This is a genomic window from Archangium minus, assembly GCF_044360475.1.
Classification (GTDB): Bacteria; Myxococcota; Myxococcia; order Myxococcales; family Myxococcaceae; genus Archangium; species Archangium minus.
Genome location: NZ_CP043494.1, coordinates 2422923 through 2437895 on the forward strand (window position 1 = coordinate 2422923; position 14973 = coordinate 2437895).

Annotated in this window: 13 protein-coding genes; 5 read left to right on the forward strand and 8 right to left on the reverse strand. The window is 66.0% G+C overall.

Annotated features, from left to right (window positions below):
• Positions 1 to 2 precede the first annotated feature (2 nt).
• Entirely contained in the window at positions 3 to 1583 is a 1581-nt protein-coding gene (locus F0U60_RS09930; RefSeq protein WP_395817139.1) for a DUF4388 domain-containing protein, read from the forward strand.
• A gap of 205 nt (positions 1584 to 1788) precedes the next feature.
• Positions 1789 to 4158 carry a GH92 family glycosyl hydrolase gene (locus F0U60_RS09935; protein ID WP_395817142.1) on the forward strand — a complete coding sequence of 790 codons (2370 nt, stop codon included), beginning with the start codon at positions 1789 to 1791 and terminating at the stop codon, positions 4156 to 4158.
• A 7-nt stretch (positions 4159 to 4165) separates the two neighbouring features.
• On the opposite strand, the gene F0U60_RS09940 is transcribed toward F0U60_RS09935, so the two are convergent.
• From F0U60_RS09940 to F0U60_RS09965, 6 genes are all read right to left on the reverse strand, one after another.
• On the reverse strand, positions 4166 to 5845 hold the full coding sequence (locus F0U60_RS09940; RefSeq protein ID WP_395817145.1) for a leucine-rich repeat domain-containing protein: 1680 nt from the start codon (positions 5843 to 5845) through the stop codon (positions 4166 to 4168).
• A 189-nt stretch (positions 5846 to 6034) separates the two neighbouring features.
• Entirely contained in the window at positions 6035 to 6445 is a 411-nt protein-coding gene (locus F0U60_RS09945; RefSeq protein WP_395817149.1) for a universal stress protein, read from the reverse strand.
• A gap of 6 nt (positions 6446 to 6451) precedes the next feature.
• The gene (locus F0U60_RS09950; protein ID WP_395817152.1) at positions 6452 to 7243 is read right to left on the reverse strand and encodes a hypothetical protein; all 792 of its coding nucleotides are present in this window, start codon (positions 7241 to 7243) and stop codon (positions 6452 to 6454) included.
• Entirely contained in the window at positions 7233 to 7823 is a 591-nt protein-coding gene (locus tag F0U60_RS09955; RefSeq protein ID WP_395817154.1) for an imm11 family protein, read from the reverse strand. The genes F0U60_RS09950 and F0U60_RS09955 overlap by 11 nt, the downstream gene beginning before the upstream one ends.
• A 13-nt stretch (positions 7824 to 7836) precedes the next feature.
• Positions 7837 to 8718 (reverse strand): AHH domain-containing protein, encoded by an 882-nt coding sequence (locus tag F0U60_RS09960; RefSeq protein ID WP_395817157.1) that lies wholly within the window; start codon positions 8716 to 8718, stop codon positions 7837 to 7839.
• A gap of 16 nt (positions 8719 to 8734) precedes the next feature.
• On the reverse strand, positions 8735 to 9646 hold the full coding sequence (locus F0U60_RS09965; RefSeq protein WP_395817159.1) for a hypothetical protein: 912 nt from the start codon (positions 9644 to 9646) through the stop codon (positions 8735 to 8737).
• Between the two features lie 346 nt (positions 9647 to 9992).
• Between F0U60_RS09965 and F0U60_RS09970 the strand changes: the two genes are divergently transcribed.
• Entirely contained in the window at positions 9993 to 10457 is a 465-nt protein-coding gene (locus F0U60_RS09970) for a DUF4150 domain-containing protein (protein WP_395817162.1), read from the forward strand.
• Positions 10458 to 10592: 135 nt separating this feature from the next.
• Here F0U60_RS09970 and F0U60_RS09975 read toward each other — a convergent pair whose 3' ends face one another.
• Positions 10593 to 11066 carry a hypothetical protein gene (locus F0U60_RS09975; RefSeq protein ID WP_395817165.1) on the reverse strand — a complete coding sequence of 158 codons (474 nt, stop codon included), beginning with the start codon at positions 11064 to 11066 and terminating at the stop codon, positions 10593 to 10595.
• Between the two features lie 211 nt (positions 11067 to 11277).
• Positions 11278 to 11709, reverse strand: a complete 432-nt coding sequence (locus tag F0U60_RS09980; RefSeq protein WP_395817168.1) for a universal stress protein — start codon at positions 11707 to 11709, stop codon at positions 11278 to 11280.
• Between the two features lie 256 nt (positions 11710 to 11965).
• Here F0U60_RS09980 and F0U60_RS09985 point away from each other — a divergent pair, with 256 nt between their 5' ends.
• Positions 11966 to 12682 carry an RNA polymerase sigma factor gene (locus F0U60_RS09985; RefSeq protein WP_395817170.1) on the forward strand — a complete coding sequence of 239 codons (717 nt, stop codon included), beginning with the start codon at positions 11966 to 11968 and terminating at the stop codon, positions 12680 to 12682.
• A gap of 28 nt (positions 12683 to 12710) precedes the next feature.
• Positions 12711 to 14837: a serine/threonine protein kinase gene (locus tag F0U60_RS09990; protein WP_395817173.1), complete on the forward strand. Its 2127-nt coding sequence runs from the start codon at positions 12711 to 12713 to the stop codon at positions 14835 to 14837.
• Positions 14838 to 14973: the final 136 nt, after the last annotated feature.

Here is a 14973-nt window from a genome sequence, read left to right on the forward strand (position 1 = left end):
CCATGTTTCCCACCCCCGCCCAGGTCCTCAGGCAGCGCGAGGGGGCGCTCGCCGAGACTCCGTTCCCGCTCCTGCTGCACGCGCTGGCTGTTGAGGAGCGCACGTGCACGCTGGAGTTGAAGGTCCGCCAGCGCGAGAAGCGCATCACCTTCGAGGACGGCGCGCCCGTGGCGTGCTCCAGCAACCTGCTGCACGAGACGCTGGGCAAGTTCCTCGTGGAGAAGGGCAAGCTGACCGAGGTGGACTACCAGAAGGCGCTCGCCGAGAGCGTGCAGACGGAAGTGCCCATCGGCGGCCTGCTGGTGCAGAAGGGGCTCATCAGCCCGTTCGACCTGTACAAGCAGATGCAGGCGAACATGGCGATGAAGCTGCTGGACTGCTTCCGCTGGACGGATGCGCGCTTCCGGCTCATCGCCGACATCGAGCCGCCGGACACCAGCGTGCGGATGAACACGGCGCAGCTCATCCTCACGGGCATTGCCAGCGTGATGCCCTTCGATGAGGTGGCCACGCACTTCACCTTCACGGACGATCGGCGTTTCGCGCAGGTGCCGGGCGTCGAGGGGCCGAGGCTGTCCTCGAAGGACGCGCGGCTGTTTCAGGCGCTGCGCTTCCGGCCCACCTTCCCGGAGCTGATGACGCGCTCGGGCCTGGACACGGACTCCGCGCTGCGCCGGCTCTACGCCTTCTGCCTGCTGGGGCTGGCGGACTTCGCGGAGGAGGTGGACAAGCGACCGCAGCCGGCACCCTCGGCGATGGCCCAGACTCCGGCTCCGATGCCTGGCCCCGCGCTGACGCCGTTGCCGGGGACGATTGAGACGGTGGACCCCGCGACGCTCGTGCCGGCGGGGCCCTCGGGCGTGCCGTTCTCGGACGACGATGAGGCGGTGAAGAACGCGCTGCTGAGCGCCTTCATGTCGCACCGGAGCCAGGATCCGTTCGACTTGCTGGGCGTGCCGGAGAACGTGCAGCCGGTGGCGCTGCGCAAGGCGTTCCTGGGGCTGGCGGACAAGTTCTCTCCGCTGCGCTTCCAGACGGCGGACCTGAAGGAGAAGGCGGAGGCGCTGCTGGTGGGGTACGCGAGGGCGTACGGGGCGCTGTCGGAGGCGGAGCAGGCGGCGCTGTGGCGCAAGCGGCGAGCGGCGGCGCGCGAGAAGAAGGTGGGGACGGGGAGGCCGTCGACGGAGGAGCAGTTCCGCATCCGGACGGACCTGCTGGATGCGCGCACGCAGTACGACGAGGCGATGAGGCGGCTGAAGGCGGAGAACTACGCGGCCGCGTTCGAGTACTTCGAGTACGCGTGCGACATCGATCCGAAGCCGGTGTACCGGGCGTACCGGGCCTGGGCGCGCTACCTGATGAAGCCGGAGTCACACGGGAAGCTGGCGCTGCAGGAACTGCTGGACGTGGTGAAGCAGGAGCCCGGGTGCGAGGAGGCGTGGTTCTTCACGGGGGAGGTATCACGCGGCGAGGGGCAGTGGGCCCAGGCCGAGGACGCCTACCGGAAGGCCTTCAAGCTGAACCCGAAGAACCGGCAGTACGTGGACCTCATCCAGGACACGATGAAGCGCGTGAAGCGCTGAGTGACGCGGCGCGGCGAGGTGGGGCGCGTGCCGGAGTTGTGTGAGCTGACACGTTAGTGACACTCGCGGACGTGTCAGCCGTGCTCACGGACGTGTCAGGGACCCGGGAGCCGTGGTTCTCGGTAACCAGTGGGGTGAATCGCTGATTCTGCTCCCTCCAGAGGTGGGGGGAGGTACCCTCCGCGCCATGCGGAGGGAGAGAACCATGCGGAAGGGTCGTCATCCACGCCTGTCCGGCGCATGTCGCCGTGGCGTGCTCGTGTTCATCGCTGTGTTGGGCGGTCTGACCGCGGCACCCGCTAAGGCCGGAGCCCCGGACAAGGCTTGCGACTCGGTGGATCCCTTCATCGGGACTGGCGGGGACGGCCACACGTTCCCGGGCGCCGTCGTGCCGTTCGGGATGATCCAGCTGAGCCCCGACACGCAGATCCGCCACTTCCGGGAGAGCTACAAATGGGCGGCGGGTTATCGCCACGATGACGGCACCATCCAGGGCTTCTCCCATACGCACTTCTCCGGTACCGGGCACTCCGATCTCGGCGATGTGCTGGTGATGCCCCTCGCTGGCGAGGTCCGGTTGGAGCCGGGCGACCCGGACAAGCCGGGCAGCGGCTACCGCTCGCGCTTCAGCCATGACGATGAGAAGGCCGAACCGGGCTACTACGCGGTCACCCTCGCGGATCCGGGCATCCGCGCCGAGCTGACCGCGAGCCGGCGTGTGGGCCTGCACCGGTATCGGTTCCCGAAGGGGGCTCCGGCGCACCTGCTGATCGACCAGCGCTCGAGCATCTACAACTATCCCGGCAAGGTGCTGTGGTCGCGCTTGCGCGTGCACAAGGACGGCACGGTCACTGGCTCCCGCGAGACGCGCGGTTGGGCGCCGGGCCGGCCCCTGTTCTTCGCCATGCGCTTCTCCCAGCCGATGACAGGGCATGCGCTGCACAACCGCGAGGAGAAGATCGAATACAAGGGCTTCGCGACCCCGGGTCGGGGCACCGACGCGCGCGCGCAGCTCGAGGGCCGAGAGCTGGTTGGCGTGTTCAACTTCGGCGAGCTGAAGGACCGTGAGCTGCTGGTGAAGGTGGCGATCTCCCCGGTCAGCGAGGAGAACGCCTTGCGCAACCTGGAGAGCGACATGCCGGGCTGGGACTTCGACGCCACTCGAGCCGCGGCGCGCCAGGAGTGGAGCAAGGCGCTCTCAGTGGTCGACATCGACGCACCGGCTCCGATGCGGAAGATGCTCTACACGGCCCTCTACCACACGATGATCGCGCCGAGCCTGTTCATGGACAGTGACGGCCGCTACCGAGGCCCCGATAACCAGGTCCATCAGGCGGAGGGCTTCTCGTACTACTCGACGTTCTCGCTGTGGGACACCTACCGCGCTGAACACCCTCTGCTGACGTTGGTCCAGCCGGAGCAGCGCAACAACGACTTCATCCGCTCCCTCATTGCGTCCCAGCGGGTGAGCCCCTACGGCGTCCTGCCGGTCTGGCAATTCCACGGGTTGGAGACGTGGTGCATGATCGGCTACCACGCGGTGCCGGTGATCGCCGACGCGTACATGAAGGGCATTCGCGGCTACCCGGCGGACCAGGCGCTCGACGCGATGGTGGCCAGCGCCACGTACAAGCCCTACGGTGGCCTCGAGCACTACATGTCACTGGGCTATGTGCCGATCGACAAGGAGCCGGAGGCGGCCTCCAAGACGCTCGAGTATGCCTATGACGACTGGACCATCGCGCGCATGGCGCGTGCGCTGGGGCGCGAGGAGCTGGCTGCGCAGTTCGAGAAGCGCGCGCTGAACTACCGCAACGTGTTCGATCCCAAGACGGGCTTCGTGCGCGCGCGCAAGTCCGACGGCAGCTTCCGCGAGCCGTTTGATCCGGCCGCCGTGGGCTATGGCAGTGACTACACCGAAGGCAACGCCTGGCAGTATTCCTGGTACATGCCGCAGGACACCGCTGGGCTGATTTCCCTGCTCGGCGGCGAGGCGAAGCTGGTCGCGAAGCTGGACGCCGTCTTCAACGCCAAGGTGTCAGCCGAGTCGTTCGCGCACGTCGAGGACATCTCGGGCCTCATCGGCCACTACGCGCATGGCAATGAGCCGAGCCACCACGTCGCCTATCTGTACAGCTACGCCGGGCAGCCCTGGCGCACGCAGGAGCGGCTGAAGCAGATCGTCGACAGCCAGTACAAGGCGACGACGGACGGACTCGCGGGCAATGACGACTGCGGCCAGATGTCCGCCTGGCTGGTGTTCACCGCGCTCGGCTTCTATCCGGTGACGCCGGGCAGCAACGAGTATGTGATTGGCCGTCCCTTCGTCGAGCGCGCCACGCTGAACCTGCCCAACGGCAAGCGCTTCACGGTGGTGGCCGAGAAGCTCGGGGATGCGAATCCGTACATCGGCAAGGTGACGCTCAATGGCAAGCCGCTGGAGCGCAGCTATGTGCGCCACGAGGAGCTCCTGGCAGGCGGCGAGCTCCGCTTCGTGATGCAGGCCAAGCCGAACAAGAGCTGGGCCACCAAACCGGGCAGCCGGCCCTACTCCCTGTCTCCCTACTCGCGCTGAGTGGGAGTCAGGGCGCGGGACGCATGAGTCGGACGCCGTGCTCCTGCTCCAGCCGGGTCTGTGCTTCAGCGGAGACACGGGTGCCGCGCAGGTCGAGCTCTCGTAGCAGTGGAAGCCGAAGGAGCTCGGCCAACCCCGCGTCCGTGACCGGGTTACGCGTCAGGTACAGCGTCCGCAGTGAGCGGGGCAGGTGCGGGAGGCTCGCGTCCGTCACGCGGGTGTTTGCCAGGCTCAGCCAGGTGAGCCGGCCGAGCCTCGTGAGCGCCTGCACGCTCGTGTCATCCACCCGCGTGCCGCCCAGGTCCAGGGACGTGAGGAGCGGCAGCCGCTCCAGCGCGGAGAGCCCCGGACCCTGGATGGACGAGGAGCGCACGGAGAGCGTCTCCAGCTCCCGCAGCACAGCGAGGTGCTCCAGCCCCGCGTCCGTCACCTGGGTCTTCACCAGCTGCAGCGCTTGAAGGTGCGGGAAGGACGCGAGCGCGGTCAGCCACTCATCTGTGAGTCGGGTGTTGCTCAGGTCGAGGTGGCGCAGGGCCTCGCGCGAGCCGAGCAGGCGCAGGCCCTGGGCGCTGAGGGGCGTGTCGCTGAGGTCCAGCCGGGCCAGCACGCGCAGAGGCACGAGTGCTTCCAGCGAGGTGTCATCAAGCTTCTTCAGTCCCGAGAGGCTGAGCTCCTCGAGCAGTTCGAAGCTTCCGACGACACGCAGCCCAGCCCCAGTGACGGCCGTATGCGACAGGTCCAGCTGGCGCAGACCTCGGAGGGTCGCGAGGCGTTGGAGCCCGGCATCCGTGAGCGCCGTGCCATCCAGCAGGAGCACCTGGAGCTTCTCAAGCCCGGAGAGCCAGCGGAGCCCGTTGCCACCCACGCGCGTCTTGCTGAGCACCAGGGCTCGCAGCGAGGAGAGTCCGGCGAGGTGCTCGAGCCCCTTGTCTGACACCCGCGTCTGTCCGAGGTGGAGCGCCGTCAACGCACGCAGCCCGGCGACATGGACCAGTCCCGCGTCAGAGGTGGCGGTCCTCGCCAGACCGAGCTCCTCCAGCTCCGGCATCCGGCGGAGCGCGGAGAGCCCCGCATCGGTGACACCGGTTCCACTGACGATGAGCGTGCGCAGGTGCGTGCCAGGAAGCAGCGCGAGCACGCTGTCATCGGACATGGTGTCGGAGAGGTCGAGCCACTCCAGTTGCGCGCGCTCGGCGAGGAAGTCGAGTCCCGGAGGGCCGACGGCCGTGCTCCCGAGCCCAAGCCGGCGGAGGCCGGTGAGACTGGCGAGAGGCGGAAGGCCGCGGAGTGACACGGCGGTCTCGTTCAGCAGCAGCTCGGTGAGGCGGGTCCTTCCCTCCAGGTGGACGAGCCCCTTGTTCGTCACCAGGGTGCGCTCGAGGTGGAGGGACTCCAGCGTCTCCAGCCCGCGGAGGGCGGCGAGGTGCGCATCGGTGAAGGCGGTGTCCGTGAGGTAGAGGCGGGTGAGCCGCGTGCCCTCGACGAGCCGGGTGAGGAGGGTAGGCTCGGGGAGTCCCACTTCTCCAAAAGCAAGGCCTGGCACCTGGTACTCCCGCAGCACCGCGGCCAGCGCGAGTGCCTCCGCCTCGGTGCGGACGGGCGCGAGGGGCGTGACGTACCAGGGGCCCTCTGGGAGCGGCCTGGTGTGAGCGGGGTCTGGAGGCAACACGCCCCACTCGGAGGTCACACCGCTCGGGCCTCGCTGATGGACCCTGAGGAGGGGGCGAGGCGGCTCGGGGACGGAGACCGCCGGAGGAGGGGAGGGCGGGGGACGGGGCGACGTCGCACAGGCTGCCAAGAGGAGGAGAACCAGGAGCCGGGCCATGCCGTGCAGCCTACCCCGGACCCACGCTCATCCCCTCGGAAGAATCTGGAGTCAGTGCACCACGGTGACGGGGCGGCCAGCGTGCTGGACCACGCGGTCGCTGACGGAGCCGAGCAGCCACTTGCCGCCAGGGTTGAGGCCGCGCGCACCCACGACGATGTGGTCCGCGCCGAGCTTGTCGGCCATGCCGACGATGGTGTCCGCCGGGCGGCCGATCTCCACCACCTTCTCCACCTGGGCCTTGGGCAGATCGGCGGCCACCTCGTCCAGCATGCGCCGCACGGCGTCCATCTCCTCCGGGGTGCGCTGGGGCCCGGCGATGAGCTCCGAGTCCAGGAAGCCGAGGTTCAGCACCCGAGGCGGCTCGAGGACGAAGAGAAGGGTGATGCGCGCCTGCGTCTGCTGCGCCAGGTCATGGGCGAAGCGCGCGGCCTTGCGCGAGGTCTCCGAGCCAAGCTTCAAGAACAATTACGCCAACGAAATGGCCCAATCCCCTTCGTAACGCTCTGTCATCGGCAACCGAGCCAACGGGGGGCAGTAGGTATAATAGCCATCCACGGGGAGTCCTGCACGCTCTCCGAGCCTGAGCAGCGCCAGTCCTTCGAACCAGATGTAACGGTACGGTGCAAAGCGTTCCACCGGAGTTCCGAAAGTCCTCGTGCGCTTCTCGATCTGCTCCTCATGGGCTCTCAACAGGTCGCGGAAGGACTCCGAGAATCCGTGTGCGTCTGACGCGAGCAGACTTCTGATGAGGAAGAGTCGGCTGGCATGGAGCTCACCGCCCACTGCTTCCAACCTCGTGAGGGACTTCTCAAGCTGCGTACTACTGCCCAGTTCCCCGCTAGCCAGGTGCTGTAGAACGATGGCCCAGGCGAAATCGTCCTCGTATTCCTCCCCCTCCTGCCACTGGGTCGACGAGCGCTCGGCGATCTGCCGCGCCAGATTCCACTGGCCCGCCGCCATGACGCCCAGGAGTGGTGTGTTCTGAGATGCTGCTAAAGGCATCCACTTTTTTGAATCGTGAAACAAAAGTAATCGACGCCAGTTCTCCCCTGCGCGGCAGAGATTGAGGAAGAAGAACTGGGGCTCGCCATCGCGTAGCAGGGTCGCCACCCCGATGGTGTGCAAGTCGAGGCAGAGTTGCCTCACGTGCTTGACCAGCACGGAGCGTTCCATCTGGGCAGATACCCGCCCCAGCAATTCCTCCACCTCCAGCGCGGCATCTTCCCTCAGGGACGAGAAATCGATTTCAATAGACATCAAATCCATCCCATCCTGGGGCTGGCACCGCCATGTAGCCCGTCACTCCCTCCTTCGCGAATGCGTCGTGTGCGGCCTGGTTGATGAAGTATTGGTTCATCTTGGTCCGGGCGCGGAAGATGACGGCTTTGGCGTCGATTCCATCTTGCTTCAGGACGAGGTGCTGAATACGGGCGATCTGGGTCTTCGCCAACCGATTGATCTTGTACTTCGACTTCTCCATGTCGATGACATCCTGGCTGTTCAACAGGTTCAGGATGAAGTGCTCGCGTGAGGCGACCTTGTTCTTGTGGTCGAGAATCGTCACCGGGAGGAACTCACAGTCCTCGGCACCGAGTGACTCCAGGATTTGCCGCACCTTGATCGACACGACCAGCATCCCCAGGATGTGGGGTACGAAATCGAAGACCGTCCTCTGCTCGAGGAAGTTGGGCGAGAACTCCATGGTGCCGCCCTGAGGAAACTTGGAAGCCAGCGGGACGCCATCGAAAAAGTGCCAGGAATCTGGGCTTCCCTGGGGCAGGGCATCCAGCACGGCTCCTTCGTCACCACCAGCAGGGAGGAGGACCCAGTAGTTCATTCGAGATTTCCTTTCAGGAGAGGCGGAGTTGCTTGTAGAGGAGGGACCTGGCCTTTTTGTTCAGGGAGACGCCCCCCTGGGCCACTTCCTTGAGAACGCGGGTGATTTCCCGCTGGCTGTATAGCGCCAGGTCGGACCAAAGTTCTTCCTCGATGTCATACAACGCCCCCAGTACATTTCCCACATTGAACTCGTGTGGTTTGCCCTCCTGCTCTTTCGAGCGTGCCTGTTTGAGGCTGCTGGAGAGCTGCTGCTGGACCGTACTGGCCACTTTCCTGGTCCACTTGGCATGGCTCAAGGTATGTCGCAGCAGCATGTGCACTGGCTCCCAATAGCGGCTGCTGGGCATGGCCATGACGTTATGGCCATTATTGATGTCGTAATGCGAGCGCTCGACGACGGCCTTGTCCTCGAACGTGAAGTAGGACTGGCCCTTCGAGTCCTTGGTGGTTTCATCGAAAATACTGAGCGGGATGAGGTGGTGTGCTTCCCAATGATAGGGAAACCAATGCTTCTGGATGCGATTGAAATAATGCTTCGAGCCGAAATACGCGTCTATCTTGAGCTTCTCAGGGAAGGACGCTTTGTCCTCCCAGGTGGCCAGATCCGCTCCACGCTCGTGCCAGGACAATCTGGCGGATTTCGACTTGGATGACTGCACGAGGATGGGCTTTATCGTCTCGTATCTCGTATAGACGTTATAGATTTCCCGGCCCTGATGCTTGGACGTGTAGGCCGGACCGCGAAATGCATAATGAGAGTCATACGCGAGGGGAAAGACGATGTCCTCGTTGATGTCGATGTGGTCTTTCTTATCCAGATTCTTCTCCTTGATATAGGATTCTGGATAACCGTCCTTCAGCTCAGGGAAGTCTTTCTTGCCTTCGGCTGCCATGTTCGTTCCTCGATCTTCATTTGGAAGACGTGTCCTGGACCGAGACCAGCATGGCGGCCCGTCCGCCCGCTTCCTCGGACATCGTCAGGATGATCGACGAAGACTGGGAATAACCCCGCTGGAGGCTTCTCAGCGCAATGCACAGGCCGGCGGCCCCGGTCGCCGCACCCACTTCTCCGAACCCAACGGCGGGAAACCAGACAGAGCGATGCGCCTGGCTGCCCACTCCCTTCGACGTGAGGTGGAGTTGTAGCATTCCCCACTCATGCGCACGCTTTTGTTCTCCATTGTGATCGCTGATGAATCGGGGTTCCCCCCCGGCTCTACCCGCGGCGTCGAGCACGGAAAGAACACACTCCGCCAGTGCCCGCCCATCTGGCGGAGGGGTCGGCACAGCTGCGGGCCTCGGGTGCTCGGCCAACTTGACCGCACGGATGAGCACCCGAGGCGTCTTGGGCTCCGAAAACATGAATGGAACGGCGGATAACAAGAACGCCGCACCAAATTCACCAGGAATGAAGCCCACGGGGTTTTCTGACGTCTTGATTCGACGCTCGCGCAGCAACTCGCGCAATAGGAATGGATCCACCAGGCTGTCGATCCCCATGACGATGCAGGTCTGGATCGTCCGGTGTGCCAGCGCCTCGGTTGCTGCGCTCAGGGCACGCGCCATGGCGATATGGCCCCCACCGAAGAAACGCCACTCCCCACCCGCCATAGAGAGCCCTAGGTTCTGCAATGACTGCTGCAGCACATATCGGCCCAGCGCCTCGACCCTCCTGGCCTCGGCCTTGTCGGCCGGAGGCTCAACGGGAATGCCGCGTGTCACCGGATCTGGCAGGGCAACGAAGAAGGCTGTCTTCGGCGGCAGATCCGTCAGGCGGACATTGCCCTGCAGATCCTTGAAGACTTCACAGGTCAGGGCCACGAGCCTTCCAACCCCCGAGAAGCCGAAGGTCGCAACAGGGATCTCGCAGACCATCACCGGTTGGGGACCGCTCTCTCCCTTACACGCACATGTTACATCACGTGAAGCGGATACGCGCGAGAGACCCGCGCGAAATGCGGCACATCCTTGAATGAGCCCCCCCAGCGAGGAGGCCATACCCGCAGCCAGGAGCATCGGAGGCATGTCACCACGAAGTGTACCGTACCTTCCTCCAACAGAGGCTGGAAACCGCTGTGAAGAGCGAGGCGGAGGGCCACCCCGGAGGCGCGCAAAGCCCCCCTCCTTTGCTATCATCCCGGTGGCAGGACGATCCAGAGGGGGTAGCATGGCGAATACCGTCGGTGTGAACAAGATGTCGGTGGTGACCAAAGACAGCAATGGCACCACCGCAGCCTTCCCAGATGTGTGCAAGACGCCGAGCCCTGGCGGCCCCATTCCCATCCCATATCCCAACATCGCTCGTTCAGCAGACACCGATAAAGGCAGCAAGAAGGTGACTGTCGAGGGCAATCCCCTGTGCCTGAAGGATTCCAATTTCAGCACGAGCACTGGTGACGAGGGGGGCACCGCTGGCGGCGGGGTGGTTTCAAGCAAGACGAAGGGCAAGGCCGAGTTCGTCAACTTCTCATTCGATGTGAAGGTGGAGGGGAAGAACGTCGCCCGGGCACTGGACCTCATGCTCCACAACGACAAGAACACCCCGCCATTTCCCCTCATGCAGCCACCAGTCATCGCCAGCGGTAAGGACAAGGGCAAACCGCAATGCCTCCAGTGCAAGGAGCACTTCTAGCACTACGAGGTCACCCGTCCCCCTCCCCCCGCAGTGCCCCCTCCCCATGCGCTGGGCATCAGTGGACGATGTCGGCCAAGCGCATAGAGGAGATGAAGCGGCCGAGCGGCCACGGGCGTGGATGCCCACCGAGCCCTATCTACATTGCGGCGGAGCGGACGTGACCGCCGAAGTGGGGGAATGAGCGATGGCATCGGCATCGACGTGCACATGCGGGGACAGCCAGGTGTGCATCCTGGCCGAGTTGGTGAGGGGGTGCTGGAGCAGCCGGTGAGGACGTAACGGGATCGGTTGGGGGAACTGCTGAGCAATCGCCCGAAGGCCCAAGTGCTGCCGGAGGCCTCCACTGAGAGCGAGTGGGTGGCGCGGTGCCTGGAGGAGCAGGGCCATGAGGTAGAGGGTGGTGATTCGGGTGCCCTCGACGAGCCGGCCGAGGAGGGTCGGCTCGGGGAGTCCCACTTCGCCGAAAGCAAGGCCCGGCACCTGGTACTCCCGCAGCACTGCGGCCAGCGCGAGTGCCTCTGCCTCGGTGCGGATGGGCGCCAGGGGCGTGACGTACCAGGGGCCCTCCGGGAGCGGCTTGGTGTGAGTGGGGGCTGGTGGCAACACGCCCCACTCGGAGGTCACACCACTCGGAGCTCGCTGATGGACCTTGAGGAGGGGACGAGGCGGCTCGGGGACAGAGGCCGTCGGCGGTGGGGTGGGCACCACCGGAAGCGGCGACGTCGCACAGGCTGCCAAGAGGAGGAGAACGAGGAGCCGGGCCATGCCGCGCAGCCTACCCCGGGCCCACGCTCATCTCCTCGGGTTGAACCCAGAATCAGTGCACCACGGTGACGGGGCGGCCGGCGTGCTGGACCACGCGGTCGCTGACGGAGCCGAGCAGCCACTTGCCGCCAGGGTTGAGGCCGCGCGCACCCACGACGATGTGGTCCGCGCCGAGCTTGTCGGCCATGCCGACAATGGTGTCCGCCGGGCGGCCGATCTCCACCACCTTCTCCACCTGGGCCTTGGGCAGATCGGCGGCCACCTCGTCCAGCATGCGCCGCACGGCGTCCAGCTCCTCTGGGGTGCGCTGGGGTCCGGAGATGAGCTCCGAGTCCAGGAAGCCGAGGTTCAGGACCCGGGGCGGCTCGAGGACGAAGAGAAGGGTGATGCGCGCCTGCGTCTGCTGCGCCAGGTCATGGGCGAAGCGCGCGGCCTTGCGCGAGGTCTCCGAGCCATCGATGGCGACGAGGATGTGTTTGAGCACGTCGGCTCCTCCTTGAGACAAGAATCGGGGCCGGGGCCCCCATACTTTCAGAGTGGGCGGGGAGCATCGGGGGCACAAGCCGGGACCCCGCCCGGACCTCTGACGATACGGCACGGGCTTGCCTGTCCGCCCGCCTAACAGGAGGCGAGGCCTTCCTTTTTGCATCCGCCTGCCCTGTCAGCGCCGTGACCCGGGCTTTACATTCCCCTCGGGAATGTCACCGATCAGCGGGAGCCGTGACGGGTAGTTTTGAGGCGTGGAGCCCCTTCCGCAGCGGTTCGCGACCACCCGTTGGAGCCTGATCCTCGCCGCCGGCACGGGCCACGCGCCCGAGGCCCGGGAAGCACTGGCGACGTTGTGCGGGCTCTACTGGTATCCGCTCTACGCCTTCGTCCGACGCCGGGGTCACTCGGCCGAGGAGGCGCGAGACCTGACGCAGGGGTTCTTCGCGCGGCTGTTGGAACGCGACGACCTCTCCACCCTGGATCCGCGGCGAGGCCGTTTCCGCGCGTGGCTGCTCACCGCGCTCAAGCACTTCCTGTCCAACGAGCGGGATCGCCTCCAGGCCGTCAAGCGGGGCGGAGGCGAGTCGTTGCTCTCCATTGATGGCGAGCAGGCCGAGAGCACCTATGGCCTGGAGCCCTCGCACGACCTCACGCCCGAGAGGCTCTTCGAGCGCCGCTGGGCCCTGGCGCTGTTGCAACAGGTGACGGCCCTGCTGCGCGCCGAGTGGGTCAAAGCCGGGAAGGAGTCGCTCTTCGAGAAACTGAAGGGCTGTCTCATGGACAAGACGGAGAGCTCCTACCAACGCATCGCTCACGACGTGGGGATGAGCGAGGGCGCGGTGAAGGTGGCGGCACATCGGCTGCGCTCCCGCTTCCGCGAGTTGCTGCGCAGCGAGATTGCCCAGACGGTGGAGCACGCTCACGAGATTGATGGCGAGCTGCGACACCTGCTCGCGGCGCTGGGCTGACGCCATGTCCTCCTGCACTGAGTGCGGAATGGATCTCTCGGCAGGCGCTCCCGAGGGACTGTGCCCCCGGTGCCTGCTCTCCGGGCTCCTGGCGGATGACGAGCCGGAGCCCGTTCCTTCAGATCCCCTCCCGCTCCCAGGGGAGCGCGGCCCCGTGCGCTTTGGCGAGTACGAGCTCCTCGAGCGCATCGCCCAAGGGGGGATGGGAGTCGTCTACAAGGCGCGGCAGGTGCGCATCAACCGCCGGGTTGCCCTGAAGATGATCGTCGACGGCGAGCTGGCCACCGAGCAGGAGCTCTACCGGTTTCGCGCCGAGGCTGAGGCTGCCGCGTTGCTCGAGCATCCCCACATCGTTCCCATCTACGAGGTGGGCGAGCACGAGGGCCGTCACTACTTCACGATGAAGTTGATGGACGGCGGGAGCCTGGCCGATCATGTGGAGCTGCTGGGGAGCTCACCGAGGCGCGCGGCGGAGCTCGTCGCAGCCGTGGCTCGGGCGGTGCACTTCGGCCACCAGCACGGCATCCTGCACCGGGACTTGAAGCCGGCGAACATCCTGTTGGACACGGAGGGAAAGCCGCACGTGGGCGACTTCGGCGTCGCCCGGCACCTGGAGAAGGAAGGGGGCCTCACCCAGACGGGGATGGTGATTGGGACGCCGGCCTACATGGCGCCGGAGCAGGCTGCGGGACGCATCCGGGAGCTCACCACCGCTGCGGATGTGTACAGCCTGGGCGCCATCCTCTACGAGCTGCTGACGGGCCGGCCGCCCTTCGTGGCGGACTCGGCGACGGCCATCCTCCGGATGGTGGCAGAGGCCGAGCCCGTGGCGCCGAGCGCGCTTGGGATCCAGGTGGACCGGGAGCTGGAGACCCTCTGTCTCAAGTGCCTGGAGAAGGAGCCGAGTCGCCGCTACGGCTCGGCGGAGGAGCTGGCACGGGAGCTGGAGCGCTGGTTGAACGGCGAGCCCATCCAGGCAAGGCGCAGCGGCCGGGCGGCTCGCGCATGGCGGTGGTGCCGGCGGCATCCCCTGGTGGCGGGTGGCCTGGCTACGGGCATCTGGTTCCTGCTCGTGATGACGGTGGTGTCACTCTCCATCGCACGAACGCAGGAGCTAGAGCGGCGCCAGGAAGTGTTGAGGGCCAATGCCTACGCCGCGCGGACGGTGGCGGGCACGGTGCTCTTCCAATTGCAGGAGTATGGCCAGGCCGTCGAGCGGGTCGCGGCGGATACCTGGCTGCGCGAGGTGTTGAAGCGCGGAGCGCCGGAGGCTCTGCAGCTCTTCGTCCGGACGACGTATGACATCCACGAGGATCCGCGCAATGGGCTGCGGGTCGCGGGTGGCCCACCGCCCTTCGAGAGCTGGCTCCTCTTGGACTCAGCGGGCCGCGTGCGGGCCCACTGGCCAGCGCCTCCCGAGGGCTTTCTCGGCGGGGACTTGGGGTGGAGGGACTACTTCCAGGGCGCAGCGCAACTGGCGCGCAAGGGCCGGCACGCGTCGTATGTCTCGCGCGTGTTCAAGTCAGAGGTGGATGGCCGTCACCGCTTTGCCCTCTCCTCGCCTGTTTATGATGAGAACGGCCAGTGGCTCGGCGTCGTGGCGGCCATGGTCGGCACGGGCTCCATGCTGGGCGCGTTACGGCTGACGGACACGGAGGTGGAGGAGCGCACCACCGTGCTCGTTGCGCCTCGGGACCACGAGCACGGACAGCCTCCTCTCTCTGGGCCGGAAGCCTCCATCATCATCGTCCACGAGGCGCTCGCCCATGGAGCGATCAGCGCGCTCGATGCCACCGCCGCGCGTCGTGTCGAGGAGGTGTTACGGCAGGCGCCTCGGCACGGCCAGCAGCAGCTTCGGCTCCCGGGGACGGGTCCACTCGCGGCCTACGAGGACCATCGAGATCCGCTGATCGGCGGCGCGAGTCCCTGGCTGGCGGCGTTCGCACCCGTGGGAAGCACGGGGTTCGTGGCCCTCGTGCAGACACGGGACGATGCCGCCTCCGCGCCGCTCCGGAAGCTCGCGACCCGGTTGGCGTTGTGGGGAGGCGTTCCCTTCCTTCTCGGGGTGGCGGCGATGCTGGGCCCTGCGCTGTGGCGGCACCGGACACGTATGGGGAAGGGGCTCGAGACGAAATCGTTACGTCCCTCGGCGTAACCTTTCGTGCGGCTTTATTCATGGGAAGGGCGAAACCCCTACCGAGGTCTCGCCTTTGCGCCAGCTCGCACTTCCGCCCGCTCTCTTCCTGCTCTTGGCTCTCTGCTCCTGCGGAGATTCGCGAAGGGACTTTGCC